The 24,449-nt window shown below is 58.7% G+C and carries 20 protein-coding genes and 1 tRNA gene; 14 read left to right on the forward strand and 7 right to left on the reverse strand.

From position 1 onward, the window contains the following. Positions 1 to 6: 6 nt before the first annotated feature. Positions 7 to 2,010, reverse strand: a complete 2,004-nt coding sequence (locus QP400_RS07360) for a TPM domain-containing protein (protein WP_040315083.1) — start codon at positions 2,008 to 2,010, stop codon at positions 7 to 9. A gap of 156 nt (positions 2,011 to 2,166) precedes the next feature. Here QP400_RS07360 and QP400_RS07365 point away from each other — a divergent pair, with 156 nt between their 5' ends. From QP400_RS07365 to QP400_RS07380, 4 genes are all read left to right on the forward strand, one after another. Then, entirely contained in the window at positions 2,167 to 2,544 is a 378-nt protein-coding gene (locus tag QP400_RS07365) for a cold-shock protein (protein ID WP_004806420.1), read from the forward strand. Continuing rightward, positions 2,537 to 3,277: a DUF3027 domain-containing protein gene (locus tag QP400_RS07370; RefSeq protein WP_004806418.1), complete on the forward strand. Its 741-nt coding sequence runs from the start codon at positions 2,537 to 2,539 to the stop codon at positions 3,275 to 3,277. The genes QP400_RS07365 and QP400_RS07370 overlap by 8 nt, the downstream gene beginning before the upstream one ends. A 147-nt stretch (positions 3,278 to 3,424) precedes the next feature. Further along, on the forward strand, positions 3,425 to 4,864 hold the full coding sequence (locus QP400_RS07375; RefSeq protein WP_004806417.1) for an NCS2 family permease: 1,440 nt from the start codon (positions 3,425 to 3,427) through the stop codon (positions 4,862 to 4,864). Positions 4,865 to 5,054: 190 nt separating this feature from the next. Continuing rightward, entirely contained in the window at positions 5,055 to 6,329 is a 1,275-nt protein-coding gene (locus tag QP400_RS07380; protein WP_004806415.1) for an MFS transporter, read from the forward strand. Here QP400_RS07380 and QP400_RS07385 read toward each other — a convergent pair. Then, the gene (locus QP400_RS07385; RefSeq protein WP_004806413.1) at positions 6,326 to 7,426 is read right to left on the reverse strand and encodes an aminotransferase class V-fold PLP-dependent enzyme; all 1,101 of its coding nucleotides are present in this window, start codon (positions 7,424 to 7,426) and stop codon (positions 6,326 to 6,328) included. The genes QP400_RS07380 and QP400_RS07385 overlap by 4 nt on opposite strands. Positions 7,427 to 7,509: 83 nt before the next feature. Here QP400_RS07385 and QP400_RS07390 point away from each other — a divergent pair, with 83 nt between their 5' ends. From QP400_RS07390 to QP400_RS07405, 4 genes are all read left to right on the forward strand, one after another. Continuing rightward, positions 7,510 to 8,178, forward strand: coding sequence for a metal-dependent transcriptional regulator (locus QP400_RS07390; RefSeq protein ID WP_004806410.1), 669 nt, complete (start codon positions 7,510 to 7,512; stop codon positions 8,176 to 8,178). Between the two features lie 176 nt (positions 8,179 to 8,354). After that, entirely contained in the window at positions 8,355 to 9,137 is a 783-nt protein-coding gene (locus QP400_RS07395; RefSeq protein ID WP_004806408.1) for a C40 family peptidase, read from the forward strand. A 189-nt stretch (positions 9,138 to 9,326) separates the two neighbouring features. Further along, positions 9,327 to 10,247, forward strand: a complete 921-nt coding sequence (locus tag QP400_RS07400; protein ID WP_285462607.1) for a universal stress protein — start codon at positions 9,327 to 9,329, stop codon at positions 10,245 to 10,247. Positions 10,248 to 10,325: 78 nt separating this feature from the next. Then, positions 10,326 to 10,398, forward strand: a tRNA-Arg gene (locus tag QP400_RS07405). Between the two features lie 11 nt (positions 10,399 to 10,409). Here QP400_RS07405 and QP400_RS07410 read toward each other — a convergent pair. Together QP400_RS07410 and QP400_RS07415 are read right to left on the reverse strand one after the other, a co-directional pair. Continuing rightward, positions 10,410 to 11,621 carry a M20 metallopeptidase family protein gene (locus QP400_RS07410; protein ID WP_004806404.1) on the reverse strand — a complete coding sequence of 404 codons (1,212 nt, stop codon included), beginning with the start codon at positions 11,619 to 11,621 and terminating at the stop codon, positions 10,410 to 10,412. Positions 11,622 to 11,712: 91 nt separating this feature from the next. After that, positions 11,713 to 13,056: an MFS transporter gene (locus tag QP400_RS07415; RefSeq protein WP_004806401.1), complete on the reverse strand. Its 1,344-nt coding sequence runs from the start codon at positions 13,054 to 13,056 to the stop codon at positions 11,713 to 11,715. A gap of 135 nt (positions 13,057 to 13,191) precedes the next feature. Between QP400_RS07415 and gtfA the strand changes: the two genes are divergently transcribed. Next, complete coding sequence (gene gtfA / locus QP400_RS07420; RefSeq protein WP_004806398.1) at positions 13,192 to 14,667, forward strand: sucrose phosphorylase; 1,476 nt, start codon at positions 13,192 to 13,194, stop codon at positions 14,665 to 14,667. 1 nt (position 14,668) lies between these two features. Here the strand turns inward: gtfA and QP400_RS07425 are convergent, their stop codons facing one another. After that, the gene (locus QP400_RS07425; RefSeq protein WP_285462609.1) at positions 14,669 to 15,331 is read right to left on the reverse strand and encodes a response regulator transcription factor; all 663 of its coding nucleotides are present in this window, start codon (positions 15,329 to 15,331) and stop codon (positions 14,669 to 14,671) included. Further along, a complete protein-coding gene (locus QP400_RS07430; protein WP_004806394.1) occupies positions 15,328 to 16,041 on the reverse strand; it encodes a sensor histidine kinase in 714 nt (237 codons plus the stop codon). The genes QP400_RS07425 and QP400_RS07430 overlap by 4 nt, the downstream gene beginning before the upstream one ends. A gap of 134 nt (positions 16,042 to 16,175) precedes the next feature. Here QP400_RS07430 and QP400_RS07435 point away from each other — a divergent pair, with 134 nt between their 5' ends. The 5 genes from QP400_RS07435 (at position 16,176) to QP400_RS07455 (ending at position 23,895) form a co-directional block, all read left to right on the forward strand. Continuing rightward, positions 16,176 to 16,868, forward strand: coding sequence for an ABC transporter ATP-binding protein (locus QP400_RS07435; protein WP_004806393.1), 693 nt, complete (start codon positions 16,176 to 16,178; stop codon positions 16,866 to 16,868). Beyond that, positions 16,861 to 18,291: an FtsX-like permease family protein gene (locus QP400_RS07440; protein ID WP_004806391.1), complete on the forward strand. Its 1,431-nt coding sequence runs from the start codon at positions 16,861 to 16,863 to the stop codon at positions 18,289 to 18,291. Before QP400_RS07435 ends, QP400_RS07440 begins: the two co-directional genes overlap by 8 nt. A 38-nt stretch (positions 18,292 to 18,329) precedes the next feature. Continuing rightward, positions 18,330 to 19,583 (forward strand): formate-dependent phosphoribosylglycinamide formyltransferase, encoded by a 1,254-nt coding sequence (gene purT / locus QP400_RS07445; protein ID WP_004806388.1) that lies wholly within the window; start codon positions 18,330 to 18,332, stop codon positions 19,581 to 19,583. A 111-nt stretch (positions 19,584 to 19,694) separates the two neighbouring features. Next, a complete protein-coding gene (locus QP400_RS07450) occupies positions 19,695 to 23,711 on the forward strand; it encodes a PDDEXK-like endonuclease domain-containing protein (protein WP_285462612.1) in 4,017 nt (1,338 codons plus the stop codon). Then, positions 23,698 to 23,895, forward strand: coding sequence for a hypothetical protein (locus QP400_RS07455; RefSeq protein ID WP_040315078.1), 198 nt, complete (start codon positions 23,698 to 23,700; stop codon positions 23,893 to 23,895). Before QP400_RS07450 ends, QP400_RS07455 begins: the two co-directional genes overlap by 14 nt. A 56-nt stretch (positions 23,896 to 23,951) precedes the next feature. Here QP400_RS07455 and mscL read toward each other — a convergent pair whose 3' ends face one another. After that, positions 23,952 to 24,401, reverse strand: coding sequence for a large conductance mechanosensitive channel protein MscL (gene mscL, locus QP400_RS07460; RefSeq protein ID WP_004806382.1), 450 nt, complete (start codon positions 24,399 to 24,401; stop codon positions 23,952 to 23,954). Between the last annotated feature and the right edge of the window lie 48 nt (positions 24,402 to 24,449).

Consider the following 24,449-nt stretch of genomic DNA (forward strand, 5'->3'; position numbering starts at 1 on the left):
ATATGGTTAGAACTTGCCGCCGCCGAAGGAGCCACCGAAGCCGCCTCCGCCGCCGAAGCTGCCGCCGCCGAAGCTGCCGCCAAAGCCGCCGTCGGAGGAACCCCAATCAGAGGAGCCCCAGTCTGAAGAGCCCCAGCTGGAGTGGTGCCCGCCCGAGAGTAGGCCGCCCAGTAGGAATGAGCCAATGTCGATCCCGCCGGCACCCTGGTAGTTTCCCATGGCGCCTCGCGGCGTGAAGTTGCGCATCTGGTTGATTACTTCCAGGGCATCCTTGTCGGCTTCAGTAACAAGCGTGAGGGCGGTGGTTATATCTGTGTTTTCCAGTTGGCGGGCGTTTTCGAGTTTGTTCTTGGCTCCCGACACTAGCGAGCGCAGTTGCACGTCTACCATGCCGCGGTTAGGCGAGATCAGGGATTCGGCCTCGGCAATGTGGGACTGCGCGCTCTGCTTGCGGTCCTGGTAGATGCCGGCTTTGCGCTGGTCGCGTTCGTTCTGCTGCCTAATTGGATCCAGTACGTTGTCGAGGGCGTCCTCGGCGGTGCGAATGCGCTCTGCGGCGGCCAGCGGATCGGCTTTGCCTGCGCGTGCCTGCTGCGCAAATTCGATGGCTGCCTTTGCTTCGGCAACTAGCGGTTCGAACAGGGACTGGCCGCGTTTTTGGTTTTCGCGGGCCACGTCGTCCAAGTCGGAGCTGATGGAGCCGATGGCCCTAAGCAGCGACTCGTTGGACTGAGCCAGGTTCTGGCGGGCATTGGTGATGCCCGAAAGGAGGCCGTTCGCTTGGGTGATGGCCCGCCGTGCCAAGTGCAGATGTTCTACCGCGCTGGCCCGATTGTCTTGTGAAAACGCCTTCTTGCCTTCTGCTACGGTTTGCGCCGCGGAATCCAATAGTGCGTTGGCCTGGTCCACGTTGTCGTCAATTGAGGAGAGGTTGACTCCGGGGAAAGACAGGTGCAGGTTCTCTAGTTCTGCCTTGGCCGGCTGCAGGTTCTGCCTGGATTCGCCAATGCGTTTTTCCGCATCCTGCAAGCCTTTGTCGGCCTGCGCCTGGTCGTTGGACAGCTCCTCGAATTCTTGGCGCTTGGCCTGGATGATCTGCAGGGCCGTGTTGGCATGCTGGAGTACCTGGTTTGCCAGCGCGAATTTGTCTTGCAGCTGGCTCGCCTGATTCATCTGGTTGAGCGTGCCGAGTGCCTGGTCGCGTTCCTTGGAGGCACTCTGATATGCCGCCTCGAAGGAGTCGGTGCGGGTGGCGCCGAACTGGGCGCGTGCGAATAGGACGTCCTCTTCAGCTGCGCGCACCGCGTTGTCCGCCTCCAGGGCGACGGAGCCGGCCTGCTGGACTACCTGCTGCATCTGCTCTGGCGAATTGGTGGGTACGCCCTGGCGCTGCCCCGTTACCTGGGAGGGCGACTGCTTGCGTCTGCGCGCCATAACTATCAGTCCGATAACCACCACGCCGAAGCCAAGTAGCACGGGTACGCTGCCCAGTAGCGATAAAAGGCCGCTGCCGCCCAAATGGGAGCTGCCGCCCGGTTCCATGTCTTGCATCTGTTTGGCGGGGCGGATGGCCGCTTCCGCCCAGTTTTCGTTAGACAGTGCCGACACCGCGGCCTGGTCGATGCTGGATTTTTGCGAACTGGACAGCTCCACCTCGTTGCCGAAGCAAAAGCCGTAATCCCGAGTCTTGACCGCGACCACCATTAGGACGTTGCGACCTAGCAGTGAAGACTCGCGCATCGTCTGCTCACACCAGGTATCAGTGGACATGCCCGAGAAGTCGTCGACGAAGACCGCGTTGAAGTTGCCCGCCTTGGAAGATCGGGTAGCCTGAGCAGCTTCCCTGGCCTCAGCTAGCCCCTGCGAGTCCAATACGTTCGCCTTATCCGAAATCATGTCTTCAATAGGGTAGGGCTCCTGCGCGGCAGCCCCAGCCGGGAATGCAAACATGCAGGCGGCGCCAGCCGCTAAGACGGCCGCTGCTTTGCGGAGACGGGAAAAGTGCTTCATAAGCATATTGTTGCAAGTATGTTGCTCTTTCGCTGGCCAAGCCGCGCAATTATTCGCAGCTTGCGAAAAGGTTATGGAAGTGATCAGGCGAATATACTTCCTAGCCCCGCCCTCGGCTATCATTAGATAACGCATAAGAGTACTGAAGGAGTAAAAGTGCCAGCTGGCAAAGTGAAGTGGTTTGACGCCGACCGCGGATTCGGTTTTATCGCGGGCGACGACGGGGCAGAAGTGTTCTTGCACGCCTCGGCTCTTCCCGCCGGTACCACGCATCTGAAGGCGGGTACCAGGGTGGAATACTCTGTTGCAGATGGGCGAAAAGGGCCGCAAGCATTTGGGCTAACAGTCGAGGCCCCAATGCCTTCCCTAGCGAAGCAGGCCCGGCGTAAGCCCTCGGTCATGGTGCCCGTTGTCGAGGACCTGATCAAACTGTTGGATTATTCTTCTACGTCGTTGCGCAAGGGACGCTACCCCGCAAATGGGAAAAAGATCGCGTCGGTACTGCGCGCAGTTGCGGATGATTTTGATGCCTGAAACTGACAAGGTGCTAGCCGGGGCGGTAGAGCTCGCCCGGGAGGCTTTACTGGCAATTGCAAAGCCAGATGAAGTCGGTGAACATCTAGATTTTGTTCTAGATGACGTGCGGCTGGGCACCCATTCCTTTGATTGCCTGAAGGCCGGCTATCGCGGGTGGCGCTGGGTCACTACCCTTGCCCGCGTGCCCCGGGGCCGCAAGGCTACTATTTGCGAGGTCGCGCTGATTCCTGGCCCGGACGCGCTGCTGGCTCCCAAGTGGGTGCCGTGGAAAGAGCGGCTGAAGCCAGGCGACATGCGTCCCGGCGACACGTTGCCCTACCAGGAACAGGACGAGCGCCTAGAACCTGGGTACACGCAGGTAGATCAGGAAAACCGGGACGCCCTCCAGATTGACGAGGTCGGACTGGGGCGCAAGCGGGTGCTCTCCCCTGAGGGGCGTGATCAGGCAGCTAAGCGCTGGTACCGGTCCCGCGAGCACGGTCCGGAACGCGCGCGCAAGAAGAAGGGGGAACAGTGTTCCACCTGCGGTTTTCTGATGAAGTTGCACGGGTCGATGCGCACCATGTTTGGGGTGTGTGCCAATGAATGGTCGCCCTCTGACGGCAGGGTAGTAAGCCTGGATCACGTGTGTGGGGCCCACTCAGAAACTGACGAGGACGTAGCGCCCACTACCGTGCCAAAGAATCAGGCGGCGCTCAGCGACGCCGATCTGGAGGTAACTGCCTCGTAACGTGGCGCGAAGAACATTTATGCAAAAATGGCTTATTTATGCCGTTTTTGGCCCTTATCTACGAAAAGTGTGAGCAAGCAGTTTTCCGCTGCGGGAAAAACTCTGAAAATATTGGTGCGGACTGTTCCCCATTGAATTGGAAGAGACGTGGCATCAAACACTACTGCAGCTGCGAACCGCAGCGGGCTTGATAAGTTCTTTCACATTAGTGAGCGTGGCTCTACAGTTGGGCGCGAATTCCGCGGAGGTCTAGTTACCTTCTTCGCGATGGCCTACATTCTTGTAGTCAACGCCAATCTTTTAGGGGGAGTCGATTCGTCGATTCCTCCTACTTCTATTGCGGCAGGCACAGCTTTGGTGGCTGGCCTCATGTCCATTCTTATGGGCGTTGTCGCAAACTACCCATTGGCGCTTGCTGCGGGCATGGGCCTAAACGCGATGGTGGCATTCACCTTGTGCGGTGCTATGGGACTCAGCTACGCCGAAGCAATGGGATTGATTTTCTGGGAGGGCGCAGCGATCACTCTGCTGGTTCTTACCGGGTTGCGCGAGGCCGTATTTAGGGCAGTTCCCGCCGAATTGAAGACTGCTATTTCTGTGGGCATCGGCCTGTTTATTGCTTTCGTTGGCCTGCTCAATGCTGGCGTCATCCGCCCTGGCGGGACTCCGGTACAGCTGGGTATTGACGGCTCCCTTGCGGGCTGGCCTGCATTCATCTTCGTGGTTGGCTTGCTCCTGATCGTCATCTTGTACGTGAAGAAAGTTCGCGGTGCGATCCTGATCGGTATCGTCGGTGCCACCACTTTGTCGGTAATTGTGCAGGCAATTGCGCACGTTCCGGCCATGCATGACGAAACTGGCAAGGTAGCTCACCCAACCGGGTGGGGGCTTAATGCTCCGAACCTGACTGGTTCGCCCATCCGCCTTCCCGATTTTGCCACCCTGGGCCAGATCGATTTCTTTGGCGCATTCTCCAAGCTGGGCCCAATAGCCGCAGTGCTGATCATCTTCTCGCTACTGCTCGCCGACTTCTTTGACACCATGGGCACCATGGTTGCGATCGGTGCCGAGGGCGACCTGCTTGACGAGAACGGCATCCCGCCGCACTCGGACCGAATCTTGCTGGTTGACTCCATTGCTGCCGCCGTCGGTGGCCTGGCGGGCACGTCCTCGAACACTTCGTACGTGGAATCTTCCGCAGGCGTTGGCGAGGGCGCACGTACTGGGCTGGCTACCGTGTTTACTGGTGCTTTCTTCTTGCTGTCGGTATTCTTCTCCCCGCTGGTCGAGGTCGTACCGTCTGAAGCTGCTTCGACCGCGCTGGTCTTCGTTGGTTTCTTGATGATGCAGCAGGTGCTGGACATCGATTGGAAGGATCCCGAGATTGCAATCCCGGCGTTCCTGACTGTGGCCATGATGCCCTTCGCCTACTCGATCACGGTGGGCATCGGTGCGGGCGTTATCGTCTGGACCATCATCAAGCTGGCCCGCGGCAAGGCGCGCGAAATTCACCCGCTGATGGCGCTAGTCGCAATCTTGTTCGTGTTCTACTTTGTGCTCGGCCCCATCAAGGCGCTGTTTGCCTGAGTAAATAACTCTTGGAGCTGCCCAAGCCACTAGCTGGCTTGGGCAGTTCTTTTTCTCCTTATATAGGGGGGACAGGTAGCGGCAGATATGTAGGGGCCAGGTTGAGGCAGAAGGCGGACGCGGATCCCTCGAATAATTTTCATTCCCCGTGCGGCCTGCAAATTTGTATGAAGTGAGCGAAGATGAATGTATGGGAAGAACCTTTGCGTCACTGAAGTTTAGAAGCTATCGGCTCTGGTTCATAGCGTCTGTGTTTGCCAATGTTGGTACCTGGATGCAGCGGGTGGCCCAAGATTGGGTGGTTCTTACTGAGCTGACAGATAACTCTGGTTTTGCGGTGGGGGTAACCACCGCCCTGCAGTTCTTGCCCATGCTGCTGTTCGGCGCCGCAGCGGGAGTGCTGGCGGATCGAATGGATAAGCGCAAGCTGTTAATTTTTACGCAGTCCGCAATGGGGATCCTGGCGATTGTGATGGCAGTGCTGCTACTTACCAACACTGCAGCGCTGTGGCACCTGTACGTGTTTGCGTTCCTTACTGGCTGCGTGGCAGCAGCTGATACGCCCGTGCGGCTGGTCTATATTTCTTCTCTAGTGCCCCCAAAAATGTTGCCCAATGCAGTGGGGCTCAATTCGACCTCATTTAATATGGCCAGGCTAGTGGGGCCAGCCGTTGCCGGTGTCGCGGTGGCCGCGGTCGGGCCGGGCTGGGTGTTTCTGCTGAACGCACTTACTTTTGCCGGCCCGGTGTTCGTCATGTTCCTGATCAAAGAGACTTACGAATCGGCGCCAGCCAAAAAGCCCGAGCGCAAGGGCATGTTTATGCAGGGCTTCCGCTACATCAAGCGGCGTAGCGACATCATAGTGATCATGTGCATTGCCGGCGTCGTGTCCGCCTTCGGCCTCAATTTCCAGATGACTACCGCGGTCATGGCCCGCGTCCAGTTCCATCGCGGTCCGGAGGCGTACGGGCTGCTCACTTCTGCCATGGCGGTGGGTACCTTGGCGGGAGCTTTGCTTGCGGCGCGCCGCAGGTACCCCAGGGTGCGGATCGTAGTCCTCGCCGCCCTCGCCTTTGGGGTGGCCTCGGGAGCGGCAGCGCTAGCACCCGGGTACTGGACCTTTGCGTTGCTGCTGATCCCTACCGGGCTTGCCACGCTAACCATGCTCACTACGGCGAACGCGGCAATTCAGATGTATACCCATCCCTCCATGCGAGGGCGGGTCATCTCTATTTACCAGACCGTCAACATGGGAGCCACCCCCATAGGGGCGCCGATCGTCGGGTGGGTTGCTGAAGCCTGGGGGCCGCGCTGGTCGATTGGCATAGGTTCTATCGCAGCGGTGATTATCGCCCTCGTCATGGGCGTTTGGGCGTGGCGCAAGTGGCAGGTAGAGGTGCAGGTGCAACGGTATCGCCCGTTCCTCACCAGCTACGGGCCACGCGAACGCGCCGAGGACGACTAGAGGTGCGCGCCAATCCAATCTAGACATTCAAGGAGCGCGCACACGTCCGCTTCGCTGACTGCGGGGTAGGTGCCTATGCGCAGCTGGTTGCGCCCCAAGGCGCGGTAGGAGTCGATGTCGACAATGCCCGCGCGGCGACAGACGCTACTAATGGCCTTTGCGTCCAGTCCTTCTATATCTATTGTGGCAACTACCGGGGAACGCAGTGCAGGTACCTTGACGAAGGGAGTGGCGAAGTCGGAAGACTCTGCCCATTCGTAGATCAGTTGTGCCTTGCGGGCGCACGCAGCTGCCACTTTCTGTGGCCCACCGGCATCTATCAGCGCGTCCAGTTCTTCCGAGAGCAGGATCAGCGTGGCCAGTGCGGGGGTGTTCACGGTCTGTTGGGCGGCAGACTTTTCTACTGCCAGCGCCAGGTTCAACACGTCGGGCATCCACCGGCGCTGATCGCTTGCCAACTCGTGGGCTCTTTCGACTGCCGCCGGAGAGAGGAAGGCAAACCAGAGGCCCCCGTCGGAGGCAAACACCTTCTGCGGCGAAAAGTAGTACGCGTCGGGGAGCGTACTAAGAGGAAGCGCTCCCGCGATGGAGGTGGCGTCCACAAGCCGCAAGCCTCCTGCAGTGGGGACCTGCAACGGACTGACAACCCCCGTGGAAGTTTCGTGATGCACCCAGGCGTAGGCGTCGACCTCGGCGTTGGGACGCACCATTGCTAAAGACCCGGGGGCCGCCTTGTATATAACCGGATCGCGCAAATGCGGAGCGGCAGCGGTATGCGCAGCAAATTTTTGTCCGAACGCTCCAAACACCGCGTGAGCACTGCGGCGCCGCACCAGGGAAGTGGTGGCTACAGCCCAAAAAGTGGAGGCGCCTCCGTTGCCTAGCACTACCGCGTATTCCTTGGGTAGGCCGAAGTAGTCGCGGAACCTCTCTTGGATGGAACCCACCAGCGCTCGCACCGGTTGCTGCCTATGGGAGGTACCCATCAGGGGCGAGGCCGCCACCTGCTGTAGATGCGAGGGCGGAATCTTTGTTGGGCCACAGCCGAACCGGCCGTCGCTGGGCAGTAGGGATTTTGGTAGTTGCAGTTCCTCCATAAACTAACCCTAGCGATCTCGCCCGGCTAGAACTAGGTAGTCTGGATAGAATTAACGGCAACTTGCGCGATAAGGAGGAGCACGTGGGCAATCTGATCGATACCACGGAGATGTATCTGAAGACTATCTTCGAGATGGAAGAAGATGGCATCCCTCCTCTGCGTGCCAGAATCGTTGAAAGATTGGGCCAATCTGGGCCTACCGTGTCGCAAACTGTGGCGCGGATGGAACGCGACAAGCTAGTTTTTGTCGGTGAAGATCGTATTATTCAGCTTTCAAAGGAGGGGCGTTCGCGGGCGATAGAGGTAATAAGAAAACACCGCCTTGTTGAATGCCTGCTTGTTGGCCCCCTAAAACTGCCATGGGCCGAGGCACATGAAGAGGCCTGTAGGTGGGAGCATGTCCTGTCCAAGAAAGTAGAGGAGCGGCTGGCGGATGTGATGGGGGATCCCGCGGTGGATCCGTACGGGAACCCGATCCCCGGTCACAAGCCTGTGGCTGAACGGCACGAGGTAGCTGCCTCAGAGCTTGAACTGGACGGCAACAAAGAGGTGCAGATCACTCGTTTCGGGGAGCCGCTACAGGCAGAGCCAGGCGTTTTAGGGCAATTGCAACAATTTTCCATACAGGTGGGCACAACTGTAACAATTTTGGTCGAGGGCGACGTCGCCCGCCTGAAATCTGCCTCCACCAGGGGGGATGTGCGTTTCGATGCCTCCTTGCTGGCCCACCTGTTCGTAGCCATAAATTAATATTCGCGTGATCTGTCCCGCGTTTCTGTAATAAAAACGTGACAAACCGTTATCTTCCGGTTATGCTTTTTCTCGACAGATCTTCAGATCGCGTTTTTGCGAGTCCTCAAACTTGCCTCGCAGAAGCGGAAATCAATGAGCAAACGGTGCGAGTGCCAGTAGTTGGTGAGGAGCTAATGGGAGTCATCTTGGCTAAGAAGTCCGCTGGTCGGCATCGCGCAGCTTGCCGCCCCTCGACACCTCTGACCGAACTCGGCAATTCTCTTGCCGCACCTGCTACTCGTCGTCGCGCAGGCGCCGTCGTAGGTACTTCTATCGCCCTCTCCGGCGTCGTGGTAGTGCCGGCCCTAGCAGGCACCGTCGGCCACCAGGCGCCAGCTAAAGGGGTCAACGTTGCGAGCGTAGCGAAGACTCTAAAGAGCAGCGTTGCCAAGAACGGCTCGGTCAAGGCCACCATCAAGTCTTGGGACGATTCCAGCACCAAGACCAAGGCTGCTTACTCCGAGGCTAAGACTTCCAAGACGCAGGGCCAGAACCGTGCAGCGGTTGCTTCCAGCACCCAGCAGGATGGGGATACCACTGAGGCGTCCTCCACTCAGCAGCTCGGCCACTCTGACGCTACCGGCAACGCGATCGTTGACATTGCGATGCGCTACCTGGGCATGCCCTACGTTTTTGGTGCTGCTGGCCCGGATGCTTTCGATTGCTCCGGCTTCACCATGGTTGTGTACGGCCAGTTCGGTATTTCTCTGCCGCACCAGTCTGAAGGTCAGGCAGCTGCTATGGGCTCCTACGAGGTCTCCGCAGCCGAGGCTCAGCCCGGCGATCTAATGTGGACCCCCGGCCACGTCGGCATCTATCTAGGCAATGGCAAGATGATCCACGCCGCTACACCCGCAACTGGCGTTGTCATCGGTGATGTATACACTTCCTTCCACTACTACCGGATGGCTCGTTAACAAAAACTTTTAGATAGAACGCGCCCCTTTTTGCTCGGGGGCGCGTTTTTTATGTCTGCGAGGGCGGTAGTTTATCGATATTTTGCCTGCTAGAGGGGTTTATGTGAGAAGTGGCGTACGTAAATTTGTCCCACTAGGCGTGCTAATAGTGCACAATAGGGAGTAGGTAATACCTTTTGGGAGGTTCCTATGTCTGGTAAAGCAATCCTGGTTGGTGTAGATGGTTCGAAGGAGAGCCTGCAAGCTGTCGAGTGGGCGGCTGACCGAGCCAGTCGTACCGGCAGTGAGCTCACGATTGTTTGCGCCTATGCGCTCCCTTCCTTTACCGCCGCTTCTTTGGGCGGTGGCTATGCCGCTCTAGATGACGAGACGATCAAGGCCTCCGCGCAGGCAGTTGTTGATGAGGCCGCGCAGGCGGCTAAGCGGGATGGGCTTACTGTTAATACTGTTCTTGAGCCGGGTGATCCGGCTGGCGTACTGATCGACCTTTCCGAGGACTACCAGATGGTAGTTGTGGGTACCAGGGGAGGCGGGGGCTTCGCCGACAGGCTGTTGGGGACCGTCTCTTCGGCTCTGCCCGCGCACGCATCTTGTCCGGTAGTGGTAGTGCCTCGTCACCATTCCGGCCCCGCTTTCACTCCCGCTAAGCGCATCGTCGTCGGTGTGGATGGTTCTTCTGCGGCAAGCCCGTCGCTGCGGTACGCCGTGAAGGAAGCAAAGGCGTGGGGCGCAGAGCTCACAGTAGTTTCTGCTGTGCCGCTTGCTACTTCGTCCTCGACCATGGGCTGGTTCCCAGCGTCTGTGGATCGCGATGCAGTCATCGAGGACACGCGCCAGCGCCTAACTGAACTGGTGCAGAATGTCCAGGACAGGGACGGGGTAACTATTCGTCGCCATGCGCTAGATGGAAACGCGGCGGCATTGCTCACGGAGTTCTCTACTGCGGTTGACCTGGTAGTGGTCGGTAGTCGCGGCAAGGGCGGCTTTGCGGGGTTGTTGCTTGGGTCTACCTCCCAGGCGGTGTTGGGGCACTCGCAGTGCCCGGTCATGGTGGTACCCACCCGTAGCCGAGACGAGGGCGACGCGGTGGCACCGAAGTGGGATAGGTAGAGTTTTCGCTTACATTTTTTGTGAAGGCCGACTAGGCATTTAGCTAGTCGGCCTTCATGCTGGTAACCTTATGGCGTTGCCCTCGTAGCTCAGGGGATAGAGCACCGCTCTCCTAAAGCGGGTGTCGGACGTTCGAATCGTCTCGGGGGCACTTTTTCTTGCCTACGCCTCTTTGGCTGTACCTAGGCGGGACCAGGCCAGTTCGGCTAGTACCTTGGCGGTGTCCGCTACCGCGTAATCAGCAAAGTTGGCTTTTGCTGAATGGTTGAACTGGGCCTTATTTTCGTCTGTTCCTTCGGGGACCGCGGACACGCCAATGAAGCAGCCGGGGATCTTTTCGAGGACGTAGGCGAAGTCTTCAGAGGCGGCCATTGCGTGCGACTGGGGCATCCACCGTTCTTTGAATTTCACTGCCAGGGTGTTGGCTACGAACTGGTATTCGGCGGCGTCGTTGAAGGTCACTGGGGTGATCTGGTCCAGTACGCACTTCGCTTCCACGTTATTTGCTTGGGCTAGGGAGTGGATTAGTTCTTGGATCCGCGCCTGCAGGCGGATGCGGGTTTGCGGGTTCACGGAGCGCATGGTGAAGTCCATTTTGGCTTCGCCCGGGATGATGTTTTCGGTGGATCCGGCATGGATCTGCCCGCAGGTCACAACGACCGGGTCGAAAGCATCGAATTCGCGGGCTACGGTCACCTGTATTTCGCTGAGGATTTGGGCGCACGCCATGATTGGGTCGTGAGTTTCGTGGGGCGCACTGCCGTGGCCGCCGCGACCTTTTATGGTTACGTAGAGGTTATCCGAGGACGCCATGGCTCCGGTCGGCCTAGAGAAGATGGTCTTTGCCGGGTAGCGGGCCGCCCACACGTGGCAGGCATAGGCGTGATCTGGGGTGCGCCCGGCTGCTTCTAGCAGCCCCTCGGCGATCATTTTGTCTCCGCCGTGGTGGGCCTCTTCGCCGGGTTGGAACATGAAGAGGACGTCGCCAGCAAGGTGCTCCCTTACGTGATGCAGGGCGCGCATGGCTCCTACTAGTCCGGCCATGTGCAGGTCGTGCCCGCAGGCGTGCATGTTTCCGTTCTTTGAGGCCCACGGCAGTTTTGTGGCTTCCTTTACGGGAAGGCCGTCCATGTCTGCGCGCAGTAGCACTAGGGGACGGTTTTCGCCGGCTGCGCCGCCTCGGAGGATTGCCATGTAGCCGGTAGAAGATTTGGCGGCTACAACCTCAAGGCCTAAGGAGTCAATCTCGCTGCGGATGCGCCGTGCCGTATTTGGCAGATCCAGTCCTACTTCGGGCATCTGGTGTAGTTCGTGGCGAAGTGCAATCAGCTGTGGGGTAATCCGATCGATTTCGGTGTCGATCAATGCGGACATTGGGACTCCTTAGAGTTGGCTGTAGGCCCAATTATGCCTGCCTCCTTGCCCGCTCCTCAAAGGGTGCCGGCTAGCGGGATGGACTGTCCCGCTAGTGTGTCAGATCGCCCGCTCCGTCATTGCGTTCGTTGATCCACAGCATTGCGACTGCGGCGATGGCCAGGAATATTGCGGCGAAACGCATTGCGTTGGCGGGAGTGGCGTTTAGGAAGTGGGTGTAGATCGCACCGAAGGTCAGCGTCTGTAGTAGCTGAGGGATAACGATCATCATGTTGATGATGCCCATGTACACGCCGTAGCGCTCCTTGGGGATCATGCGTACCGCCATAATGTAGGGCACGCCCATGATGGATGCCCAGGCAATGCCTAGACCAATAATGGGTACCAGCAGCATTCCCTTCGTGGTCATGGATGGGAATACGAACAGCCCCACGGCGGCCACTAGCAGGCAGGAACAGTGCACGGCTTTGGGGCCAATCTTGTGCGCTAGGGATACGAGGCCGAAAGCGGTGCAGAAGGTGACGATGTTATAGGTGCCGTTGATGACGCCGGTCCAAGCGGTTGCTTCTCCGAAGGCTTGGCTTGCCGGGTCATGAGTACCCCAGACGGCATCCGAAGCGGTGGCCGCTACGAATTGCCAGTAGACATTCATGGCGAACCATTGGAACAGGTAGACGAGGGCGAGCTTACGCAACCCCACCGGCATGTCTTTGATTGCCCCCCAAATCTCCTTCAAGGCCCCACCGAAGCCTTTCTTTTCTGCGCGCAGGCGTTCCAGTTCGCCCTCGGTAGGGGGAATTTCTTTGGTGGAAAGAACGGTAACTAGAACGGATCCGATGGAGCAGACGGCTCCGAGCATGAAGGAGCCGACTACCCAGTAGGGGATCCCTGCTGCGGTGGAGGAGGTGATTAGTTGCTGGAAGACCCATAGGGATAGGTTTGCCAGCGTGATGCCTAGTCCGGTGAAGAAGGATTGGGTGAGGAAGCCCTTGGCCAATTGGTTTTCGGGGAGCTTGTCGGCGATGAAAGCACGGAAGGGCTCCATGGCGGTGTTGTTAGAGGCATCTAGTAGCCAGAGCAGGAGCACTGCCATCCACACGGCCGAGACGAAGGGGAACAAGAACAGGCAGACTGAGCAGCCGATGGCGCCTACCAGGAAGAATGGCTTCCGACGACCCCATTTCGGGGACCAGGTGCGGTCTGACAGTGCGCCTATCATTGGCTGAATGAACAGCCCGGTGATCGGGCCGGCCATGTTTAGGATCGGCAGGGTTGCCGGGTCGGCACCCAGAAACTGGTACACCGGGTTTACAGCGGTTTGCTGCATACCGAAGGAATATTGGATGCCGAAGAAGCCGAAGTTCATCAGCATGATCTGCAGGGTTGACAGGTGTGGTTTAGTCTCTTCCGGTTTGGAAGGTGTCGGGGCGCTCACTATTGCTCCTTCGCGAAAAGACAATGGCGTTTAAACACTAGTGGTTTATGTCCGGTAGTACCCGGCAAACCCTGTTTTACTTTTGCCGGGGCGCAACTTGTCCTAACCTGTAAGCACTAGTGCTTTGGAGGCGTTTTGATTCCACCACATCCAGATGATTCTTTTACTCTGTCCCAGCCGAAGTATTCCGATTCGACTCAGTTAATTACGTACGCCAATAGGTTCGGGAAAGATCTTTCTGAACTAGCCTCTTTGATGACTGAGCTTCGCGACGCATTCGACGGGGTACATATTCTGCCTTTCTTTACTCCTTTCGATGGGGCGGATGCGGGCTTTGATCCCTCCGATCACACCAGTGTCGATCCGCGGCTTGGTTCCTGGGATGACGTAAAGAAGATTTCGCAGGATTTTTCGGTCATGGCAGACATGATCGTCAACCATATGTCTTATAAGTCCGCCCAGTTCCAGGACGTTGTAGAGAAGGGGCAGGGTTCGCCTTATGCGGACATGTTCTTGACTCTGTCCTCGGTGTTCCCGGAAGGGGCTAGCGAACAGGATTTGGCAGCGATTTATCGTCCTCGCCCCGGGCTGCCTTTCACCCACTACAAGTGGGGGGAGCAGACACGGCTTGTGTGGACTACGTTTACGCCCCAGCAGATCGACGTGGATATGCGTTCCGAGGGCGGGCGCCGTTACATTGCCTCGATCCTTTCCGCTATGGCTGCTGGCGGAGTCAGCCAGGTGCGCCTGGACGCGGTGGGGTATTCGGTGAAGACCGCTGGAAGCAGCTGTTTTATGACTCCGCAGACTTACGAGTTCATCGGCGAACTCACCGAGCAGGCACGTGCCCTAGGCATGAGTGTTTTAGTCGAGATCCATTCGCATTACAAGAACCAGATTCAGGTGGCACAGAAGGTAGATAGTGTCTATGACTTTGCGCTGCCGCCGCTGGTGTTGCACGCCCTCTACACGGGGCAGGTGGGGCCGCTGACTAAGTGGCTGAAGGTTCGTCCCACGAACGCGATTACGGTCTTGGATACTCACGATGGAATTGGCATTGTCGACGTGGGGCCTGATCAGCAGAGCGGGGAAGCCGGGCTGCTTTCGGCTGAGGCAGTGGACGGCCTTGTCGAAGGCATCCACGAGGCTTCCAAGGGGGCGTCCAGGAAGGCCACTGGCTGGAACGCTTCCAATCTGGATATTTACCAGGTGAACTGCACTTTCTTCGATGCTTGTGGGGCAGACGAGGACGCGTACTTTTTGGCGAGGGCGGTGCAGGCCTTCACTCCCGGCGTCTGCCAGGTCTACTACGCGGGGCTGCTTGCGGCCCCCTGCGATCTGGAACTGCTGGCGCAAACGGGCGTTGGCCGCGACATAAACCGGCCGTACTATAGTGCCGCCCAGGTTCGCGAGGAATTGCGCTCCCCTGTAGTGCGCCGAATTCTGGGTTTGCTGCAGCTGCGCAAGTCCCACCCCGCCTTCAAGGGGAAGTGCCAGGTGCGCTCCTATGAGCAGGATTCCCGTCTGGTACTAACTTGGGAAAACAAGGATGACTGGGCAGAACTGGTAGCCGACTTTGCCGAGAAGAAGGCAGAAGTTACCTACAACTGACCTAGTGGGGAGCTTTGTCCTGCAAATAGGTTAAAATGGCGCGCACCCTGCGATTTTCCTGATCGGGGGTGAGCCCCATCTTGGCGAAAATATTCGCCACATGTTTGCCCACCGCGGCCCCGGACACGAAGAGTGATTCGGCGATCTGCGAATTGGATTTCCCCTGCGCCATTAGGGCCAGGACCTCCAACTCGCGCTCGGTCAGCTGGTCTATGCCAGTCGAAGACACCATTGCCCCAGCCACCTGCGGGTCTATCACTACCGCACCGCGGCCCACAGCGCGCAGGGTAGAAATGAAATCAGCAACGTGGCCCACCGAGTCTTTCAGTAGGTATCCGGTACCCGTGCCCGGCTGGGTCATGTCCAGTACCGCCCTGGCATATGCGGGGGCGACATACTGGCTGCAGATCAAAATGGCGAGGCGCGGGTGAGCGGCACGGATCTTTTGCGCGGCTTCCAGGCCGTCCTCTGCCATATTCGGGGGCATGCGCACGTCAGTGACCACCAGGTCGGGAGCATTGTCCTCGGAAAACAGGGCATCTACCAGCACCGGCAGAGTCTGCGCATTATCCGTTTGCCCCACGATCTGGAAGCCTTGCCGTTCCAGCATGCCCGCCAAAGATTCCCGCAGCAGGCCGGAGTCGTCAGCTAATACCAATTTCATTGTTTCTCCAGTTTTATAGCGCTTTCGCCAGCAAAGAGCAGTAGTGGGATCGAGCCGATCACCTGGGTGGGACCGCCCAACGGGGAAGAGATGGTTAGGGAGCCGCCGAAGGCTGCCAGCCGTTCTTGAATGCCGGCCAAGCCGTGCCCCTCAAGGAGCGTGGCTCCGCCCGGACCGTCATCCTGCACAGAAATACGTAACTGCTCTCCTACCGTTATCAACACGTTCACCGGAGCTTCTGCCGCATACTTGGTGGCATTGGTGATCGCCTCGGTGGTGAAAAAGTAGGCGCAGGCCAATACGCCCTCGGGAAGTGGGGGAACAGGGGCGGGGCAGCGGATTGTGATCGGGATAGCGCTGTGGCGCACTACGTCCTCGAGAGCGGCTACGAGCCCCTTATCTTCCAGCACTTGCGGGTGGATCCCACGCACGGTAGTTCGCAGTTGTGCCAGTGCGGTATCCAAATTCTCGTGAGTCTTCGCAAGCAAGTCGGCCAGCTGCGGATTTTCTTGCAAGCTTGGATCCAACTCGGCTTCCCCCAAGGTGAGTGCGGCGGCCACCAAGTACTGCTGCGCCCCATCGTGCAGATCGCGTTCAATGCGGCGACGCTCCACCTCGTACGCGTCGACAATAGCCCGGCGCGACTTGGCAAGGCGGCGCACCTCTTCTGCCGCCTCACGACGCTCCTGCCATCTGGAAAATAACCTCACGTGCCTATCCTAACGATAGGCATCCGGCGGCCCCGCGAGTCCGCCCGGTAAGGTGAACAAAGTAGGGCAGGCCCTACCACACTATTCAGGCGGCGCATATTCCAAGTCGCCGCAGCAATTAGTGGAATGGAGCTATGAAGAAAACAATCCTGGCAGCGCGAAACATCAGCAAGTCTTTTGGCAAAGTGCGCGCCTTAGCCGACGTGTCCTTGCAGCTTCGCGCGGGCGAGGCGCTCGCGGTCATGGGCCCGTCCGGTTCTGGCAAGTCCACTCTGCTGCATTGTCTTTCGGGCGTCCTGACCCCGGATACAGGAAGCATTGTCTTTGAGGGCGAAGAGCTCTCTACCATGTCCGATGCAGCTAGGTCGGCGGTGCGATTAGGCTCGTTCGGGTTCGTGTTCCAAGATGGGGCGCTGTTACCGGAACTGCCGGCGCGTGACAACGTGGCGTTACCGTTGCAGTTGCGTGGAATGAAGAGGGCCCAGGCGCTGCGGGTGGCTACCGATGCGATGGCCAGGCTTGGGATTGCAGACAAAGCCAATGTGCTGCCTGGAGACATGTCAGGTGGTCAGGCCCAACGCGTAGCTATTGCCCGTGCCATTGTGACGAATCCGGCGATCATGTTTGCCGACGAGCCTACCGGTGCGCTTGATCAGCCGACATCACACGAGGTGATGCAAGTACTTACGGCTCTAGCGCGTATTTTCGATACGGCTCTGGTAATAGTTACCCACGATCTGAACGTTGCTTCCTGGTGTAATCGGGTGGTGGAAATTCGTGACGGGCTGGTTCATTCTGAACAGCTGATCGGGGGAAAAGATGCCTGAGCGTGCCTTGCAGGCGAAAAACCTGCTCTCGACTACCGCGCAAATAGCTAGGCACCGATTCGGGGCGGCCAGCGGTGAGGGGCCGCTGGTGCTAGCTTCTGTAGGGGCATTTACGGTGGTGTCGGCCATTACCTACCTGGTTGCCACCGGCACCTACATGTTCTGGCGTAGATTCGTTCACCCGGTGAGTGCGCTGGCAGACTGGACGTTGGGCAAGTCGACTGCAGGGTTCTACTTTCTTCTGGCATTGCTGGCGTTAGCCCTACTCATCGGCCCTCTGACTACGCTTGCTAGTTCTGCCTCTTTACTGGGCGCTAACGCGCGCGAACACAGAATGGCGACCTTGCGGCTGCTGGGAGTGTCCCAGTGGGGAATAGTGAAAATTGCAGGTTTAGAGACGATGCTGCAGGCGAGCATCGGAACGGTGTGTGGCTTCGCCCTCTGCATGCTGGCACTGCCCCCGTTACACAAACTCTCATTTCAAGGTAGCCCGTTGCTCTGGAGGGAAATGTTTCTTCCGCCTCTGGGGTACCTAGCTTGCGCACTGGCTATAGTTCTGCTCAGTGGGGAAGCGGCGACGTTGGGACTGCGGCGCGTAATTATCTCTCCCCAAGGAGTGGTTAGAAAATCCCGCTCACGCAAGCTGCGCGGAGGACGAGCACTACTGTTTGTGGCTTCGGCAACGGCAGCAATCATCATCCCGTCCACCTTTGCTAATAATCAGATGCAGGCCAACCTGCTCCTGGTCATTATGGTGTTGTTGGTGGCCGGGTGGACCATGGTAATGGCAATGCCCTATTTGCTGCGGCTCGTCGCAAGAGCCTTTGCCGTCTCCTCTAACCTCGTCGTATCCGTGTCGGCAAGACGCATAATGGCAGCCCCGCGTGATACGTGGAGGCGGGTCGCAGGGGTGGCTTTCCTGTCTGTAATTGCCGGCGCTGCCGCAACTACGCCCCGGTTTGGGATGGGGGTGGCATCACACAAAGACGAACAAATAGTGCTCACCGGTTTGGCAGACGTAAAGGTCGGGGCCGGCCTTACCGTGCTATTCGGTTTTCTACTGGCTGCCGCCTCCACGTTGCTCGCAGGACTATCGGCAGAATATGAACACGCCTGCCAAACGCGAGCCCTTGCCCGAATGGGTGCCCCCGATTCCTTCGCACTGAAAGTGTCAGCTACCGAGGCTCTGGCGCCAGTAGCCGGCGTGTGCCTAATTGGATACCTCATTGGCGTCCTCAACGCGTTTCCCATGATGCTTCTTGCCCTGAACAATGACGAGCTAAGTAGGTATGACGGGCTAGTAGCGGTGCTTACAGGGGCAGTGGTAGTTATAGGCGGCATCGCGTTGGTCGCCTTCGCTAACGCGATGACCATCCCCGTGCACAGAAAAATCCTGGCCGAAAACACAAGAAAAGTGGATTAGGGCGAGGCCTGCGCTATCAGGCATGTACGATTCTATATATGAACGCGAACCATTTTCCTCTTACTTTGCCCGCCAAGATCCTGCTCCTGGGAAGCGGCGAATTAGGCAAAGAACTGACCATCTCGCTCAAACGTCTCGGCTGCACGGTTATAGCCGTCGATTCCTACGCCAACGCCCCTGCTATGCAGGTCGCGGACGACTCGCGCATAGTTTATATGACGGATAACCAGGCGCTTTCGCAGCTACTTTCCGAGGTGAACCCGGATCTGGTCGTCCCCGAAGTTGAAAAGCTGGCTGCCGGCGTCTTGGAACAGTGGATGGAAGAACAACGCGGTCAGGCCAAGGTTTCGCCAGTACGCGTAGTTCCTAGTGCGCCCGCGGTCCAGGCAACTTTTGATCGCCGGTTTATCCGTACCCTGGCGGCTGAGAAGGCGGGGGTGCCCACTTCGAACTACGGGTTTGCGTCCTCGGAAGAACAATTGGAGGAATTGGCAAACAAGATCGGTTTCCCGTGCTTTGTGAAGCCCACGATGTCCTCTTCGGGCCACGGCCAAAGCCTAGTAACCGCTCCGGAGCAGATCGCTACCGCGTGGAAGAAGGCGCAGAGCGAGGCTCGCGCACACACCAACTGGGTCATTTGCGAATCCAAGATCAATTTCGACTACGAAATTACCCTGCTCACGGTTCGTCACCTAGACGCTCACGGGCAGGTACAAACTAGCTTCTGTGCCCCCATCGGGCACACGCAGTCCCGCGGAGACTACGTCGAAAGCTGGCAGCCGCACCAGATGCCGCCGAAGGTGCTGGCGCGGGCGCGGGAGGTCTCGAAGGCAGTCACTGATGCGTTGGCAGCCGAAACTCCCGAATGGCAGGGGCCCGTCCTCGGCATTTTTGGGGTGGAACTGTTCGTGGCCGGGGACGAAGTCATGTTCTCGGAGCTCTCTCCGCGCCCCCACGACACGGGCATGGTAACCCTGATCAGCCAGTACCACAGCGAATTCGACTTGCATGCCCGCGCCATCTTGGGAATGCCGCTGGACGTGTCGATCCGCCGCCCCGGCGCTTCTGTGCCGATCAAATCGCAGGTAGATTCCGACCAGCCTCGTTTCGAGGGCGTCGAAGAGGCCTTGGCAACCACTAACGGTACGAATGCCTGCGTTGACGTGCGCCTGTTTGGAAAGCCTGAAGCCTATAACGACCGCCGCATGGGGGTCGCCCTCGCAGTGGGAACTTCTACCGCGGAGGCCCGCGAGGCAGCTGGTGTTGCTGCCTCTAGCGTGAAGGTTCGTTAGCTAGGCCCAAGAAGCAAGGATTGCCCCCAGGTGGGGCAATTTTTGTGGCTTATTTTAAGGCGCGCGCGCCCGTCGCTCGGTTCCGGTGTCTGGTCTGGATAAGGTGGAACGGTGAGCAAAAGTGAGAAGTTTTCTAAGCTGCGCCCAAAAAAGGCCACCGAAGGCGCGCCCTCTACCAGGTCTCAGCTGGTAGATGAGGCTTTGAACGGGTGGGTAGAGGAACTCCAGCAGTCCGCTACTTCCGCTCCGTCGCTGCCCAAATTGGAGCTGTTTGCGGCGCATCCGACCGGTCTTGCCCAGCTCTATGCCGGCAGGGCTACACGTCTTACCAACTTGGTGCGCGAACCGAACGCGTTGGCGCACGTGCGCATGCGCGCTCACGACCTCCTTGCGGCTCAGAGTGAACTGAGCTCGGGCCAGGGGGCAATCCCCATGCACTTGGGGATCGGTACCGCTTCTTGGACGGATGCTACTGACGGCACTTCGTCTGCTCACTCTGTCACGGCCTTGCTGCGCCCGCTCACTATGCAGCTTGCCGAGGACGACGACATCCTTCTGACGCTTCGCCCCGGGCTCAGCCTGAATAGTGAATTGGCGCAGGCCCTTCGCGATAAGGGGCTGAAGCTGGACATCTCCCAATTCGACAAGGTGGGGGATTTTTCGCCGCTCAATGCGTTGCGTTTCCTGCGCGAAGCTGGGTCGCTGAACCTGGTTGGCTTCGACATGTACGAGTCGCTCACGCTCGGAGTGTTTGTGAAGCCAGCGGACATAGTGATTGGCGATTTGCAGCGGTTGCGCGAGCGAGCCGTGGAATCTACGGTGGTTGCCGCTCTTGCCGGCGATGATACCGCGCGTGCGGCGCTGGCGAAGCCGCTTGCCGAGCCGATTCGCACCGACCGGGACCCGCACACCGAAAAAGGGGTGGGCCTGCTCGACCCGCTGCAGCATGACGCCCTCGACGCGGTTGCTGCCGGCAGATCCCTGGTACTCGACACCCCGCCCGCATCCGAGAGGGCGGAGACCATTGCGGCTATCATGGTCGATGCAGCTGTCAGCGGCAAACGCGTGGCGTATGTGCCGGGCGAACGCCGTGCCGCCACAGCCTTGATGGCCTACCTGCGCGAACTGGGGCTAGACGACTTGGTGCTAGATCTATCGGATAGCACCGATTGGGATCGCGGAGCTATCGCCGCGCTGCGGCACGCGATCACTATCGAACCGACTAATACCCAAGATGCGGACATGGTAGAGGACATCCGCACCGAGTTGGTGAAGGTACGCGAGAAGCTGGGGGGCTACACCCAGGCTCTGCACAAGCCAAAGGAAACTTGGGGAATCTCCCCATACGATGCCTTGCAGGTTTTGACTGACCTTACTGCGGGTACTTCCGGGCCACGCACCAAGGTGCGCTTTTCGGAAGAACGTTTGGACAAGATTGCCGAGGACGGCGCAGCCAGCGCGCGTGCAGCGTTGCAGGAAGCTGCCGAGTTGGGCATCTTCAAGGCGGGCAAGAAGTCTAACGCGTGGCACGGGGCAGTAATTTCCGCGCCCGAAGCCGTTGCCGAAACTGTCGAATGCGTCCAGCGCATCTCTATCCAATCGCTGCCGCAAGTGCGTGCCAACATTGGGCGCGTTGCACGCGAGACCGGGCTAACCCAGGCCCACACCTTGGAAGACTGGGAACAGCAGCTGGAACTGCTAGCCGGAGTCCGCGACAGCCTCGACGTGTTCTTGCCGATGGTGTTCGAACGCTCCGCGGCAGACATGATGATCGCGACCGCGCCCAAGGAATGGCGTAAGGAACGCGCCCTCAACATGAAGGGATCGACCCGCAGGCGTCTGGTGAGGCAGGCTCGGGACATGGTTCGTCCCGGAGTAAAGGTAGACAACCTGCACGAACGCCTTACTAGGGTGCAGAATCTGCGGAGTGTCTGGGCCGAATACGGAGACGCGGCCGGGTGGCCAAAACTGCCGGGCGGCCTTGACGAGATGATCAACGTCAACCAGGCCCTGCGCACTGATCTGAAGGCAATTTCGCCGTTCTTCTCTACCGTGCACGGCGATTTGGCCAAGATGCCGGTAGACGACCTAGTGCGGCTCATGGACGCGCTTGCCCAGGACAAAGACGGCGCTGCCAGGCTCCCTGAACGTGTCAAAGTGCTAAAGAAGATCAAGGCGCTCGGGCTTGAAGATCTAGTGGATGACCTGCGGGCACGGCAGGTGCCTGACTATCTGATCCCATCCGAGCTAGACTTGGCATGGTGGGCTTCCGCCCTTTCGGTGATGCTGTCCCAGGATGACCGCCTGGCCCACTACACCGGAAAAACGTTGGCCGGCCTCAGCACGCAGCTACGCAACCTAGATCGGGAACAGGAACGTTCGCTGGTGCCACAGGCACGATTCAAGATTGCCCAGCAGGTGCGCCGGCGGCTGCTAGATGATCGCGACCAGGCGGGGCTCTTGTACGAGGCCTTGGCTGCCGATAGCGACCTGCCACTGCCGCAGATACTGGCAGATTACCCGCTGTCGGCGTACGTGATGCCGATCCGCATTGTTCCGCCGCTGCAGATGTCTAGCCTGTTCGACGAGAAGGCACGCATTGACGTGGTAGTTCTTGACGGCGTGGAGCGCCTCGAAGTCGCGGAGCTGTTGCCGGCTCTATGCAGGGCCACCCAGGTGGTCGTGGCCGGGGACGTGCGGCGTAAACTCGGCGGAGCAGTGACCGAATTTGCCGAAATACTGCCGCATATCACTGTGCCGCCCTCGGTAGGGAAGTCGAACGAAGCGGTTACTGATTTCTTGGCGTCGCACGGGTACGGGCGCGCTGTGTTTTCGGTTCCGGTCCCTCGGACGTCCTCGGCGCTGGGACTACATTTGGTAGACGGGCGCGGAATGCCCGCCCCCGGACTTTCGGCTATCGAATCTTCTGCTGACGAGGTCGAGGCCGTGGTCGACTTGGTAATTGACCACGCGCTGTCGCGGCCCGATGAGTCCTTGGCAGTGGTCACGCTGAACGCGCGGCATGCTCAACGTATCCGAGAGGCGATCATTTCCGCGGTGGCGGATTCGCCGGCTATAGATTCGTTCTTCAAGCCCACGGCTGTGGAACCGTTCGTGACCTTGGATGCTGCGCACGCGGCGGGACTACGCCGAGACCGCATCATTTTGGCGGTCGGATTTGCTAAGACTCCGCACGGACGCGTCTTGCACGACTTCGGGGCAATCAGCGGTTCTACGGGCCCATCTTTGTTGGTTGACGCCCTTTCAGCAGTGCGCGGGGATTTGGACGTGGTTGCCTCGTTTGCCCCGGAAGATATTGACGAATCTCGGTTGAATTCCGAGGGCGCTCGCATGCTGGTAGATCTGCTAGCTAGCGCCCAGGAATCCGGCAAGGCGTTGTCTCCGATCGAACTGGCACAGGCTTCTACAGAAGAGGAATCTGAACCGGATCGTTTGCTAGTTGACCTGGCAGAACGCTTGTATCGTCTGGGTCTTACCGTGCTGCCCAACGTGGGTATAGATAAAGGGGTGCGCATTCCGCTGGCAATTGGCCATCCGGCATTCCCGGATGAACTGCTGGTAGCGGTACTCACCGACAATGTCGCCTACGCTTCAGAGCCTTCTTTGCGGCGGCGGGAGCGGATCCTGCCTGCCCGCCTAGCCGAATTCGGGTGGGGCGTGTACACGGTGTATTCCACCGCGGTCTTCATGAATCCCCAGGCAGAGGCCGAGGCTATCTTGAACCTGGTACTCGATATTGTCGAGGAAGCGCAGGGTGAACCGCTGCCGGAGTCGGCTCCGCAACCTTCGGTGGAGCAGACGGACGAACTGGAAGTGGACGAATCTGGCGAGGTCAGTGAACCGGCTCCGGTTCGCTCCGAACCGCGTCCTCCCATCGCGCCGGGGTTGCCGCTCACCGCCTACGGAGATGACCAGCTAGACGAGATGGCGAGGTGGATTGCTTCTGACGGGGTGGAACGGAGCGAGTCGCAGATGGTTGCGGAACTGATTGAAGCCCTACAGATCGTACGCCGCGGGGCGCAGGTAAATGCGGTGCTGGCGAACGTAGCTCGTCGCAATGGAGCCGTGGCAGACCCGGCAGAAGAATCGGCCGATGAAGAAGCCTAGACGACGGGCAGTATTCGTTTCGCAGGCGGACAAGAAGCGCCTCCAGATGGGGCAGGCCCCAAGTTGGGACGAAGGCACTGTGCAGCCGGATTACGTAAAGCTAGCCAAGACTTCGACTGACCACGGCAAAGGAGAAAATGACGCGCGCTTACGCGACAATGTTCCGCCGCACTGGGGAAGCTGAATCAGGCAAATAAAAATGGGGGCCAAATTGGTCCCCATTTTTACATTCAGCTCAAATCAGATATCTGCGCGGTGGCGGCCTTCTGCGCTGGAAATAGAAGCGGTGTCACCGTGCTGGGCTGCAAGAAGGTCACGAATTTCGGTTAGCAGAGCGACGTCCTCGGAAACGGCTGCGTCCTCGACTTCTTCGCCAGCCTTACGGCGAGCAGCGATCTTTTCATTGAGCTTGTTCATGGGCAGCACAATCAGGAAATATACGGCTGCAGCTATCAAAATAAAGTTAATAATGGCGGTAATTAGCAAGCCGGGTTTGACAGTGGCGTTGCCCAGGTGGAACGCTGCGACCTCGTCAAAGTTAGGTTTGCCGATTAGGCCAGCAATTATCGGGTTAATGATGCCGTCGACGATCGCGGTGACGATTGCCGAGAAGGCACCGGCAATAACGACGCCAACGGCAAGTTCTAGTGCATTGCCACGCATTACGAATTCTTTGAATCCCTGAAGCATTCTCTTCTCCTGTGTAAACGGGGTTATTTGCCTCCAAGTTTAGAGGGA

It is taken from the genome of Winkia sp. UMB3158 (assembly GCF_030217145.1).
GTDB classification, from domain to species: domain Bacteria; phylum Actinomycetota; class Actinomycetes; order Actinomycetales; family Actinomycetaceae; genus Winkia; species Winkia anitrata.

Bases quoted from the DNA above. Each gene is read 5' to 3' on its own strand.
- QP400_RS07370 (WP_004806418.1), top strand. From the start codon at position 2,537: ATGCCTGAAACTGACAAGGTGCTAGCCGGGGCGGTAGAGCTCGCCCGG.
- QP400_RS07435 (WP_004806393.1), top strand. From the start codon at position 16,176: ATGAAGAAAACAATCCTGGCAGCGCGAAACATCAGCAAGTCTTTTGGC.
- mscL (WP_004806382.1), bottom strand. From the start codon at position 24,401: ATGCTTCAGGGATTCAAAGAATTCGTAATGCGTGGCAATGCACTAGAA.
- purT (WP_004806388.1), top strand. From the start codon at position 18,330: ATGAACGCGAACCATTTTCCTCTTACTTTGCCCGCCAAGATCCTGCTC.
- QP400_RS07455 (WP_040315078.1), top strand. From the start codon at position 23,698: ATGAAGAAGCCTAGACGACGGGCAGTATTCGTTTCGCAGGCGGACAAG.
- QP400_RS07385 (WP_004806413.1), bottom strand. From the start codon at position 7,426: ATGGAGGAACTGCAACTACCAAAATCCCTACTGCCCAGCGACGGCCGG.
- QP400_RS07380 (WP_004806415.1), top strand. From the start codon at position 5,055: ATGGGAAGAACCTTTGCGTCACTGAAGTTTAGAAGCTATCGGCTCTGG.
- QP400_RS07360 (WP_040315083.1), bottom strand. From the start codon at position 2,010: ATGAAGCACTTTTCCCGTCTCCGCAAAGCAGCGGCCGTCTTAGCGGCT.
- QP400_RS07395 (WP_004806408.1), top strand. From the start codon at position 8,355: ATGGGAGTCATCTTGGCTAAGAAGTCCGCTGGTCGGCATCGCGCAGCT.
- QP400_RS07410 (WP_004806404.1), bottom strand. From the start codon at position 11,621: ATGTCCGCATTGATCGACACCGAAATCGATCGGATTACCCCACAGCTG.
- QP400_RS07440 (WP_004806391.1), top strand. From the start codon at position 16,861: ATGCCTGAGCGTGCCTTGCAGGCGAAAAACCTGCTCTCGACTACCGCG.
- QP400_RS07400 (WP_285462607.1), top strand. From the start codon at position 9,327: ATGTCTGGTAAAGCAATCCTGGTTGGTGTAGATGGTTCGAAGGAGAGC.
- QP400_RS07425 (WP_285462609.1), bottom strand. From the start codon at position 15,331: ATGAAATTGGTATTAGCTGACGACTCCGGCCTGCTGCGGGAATCTTTG.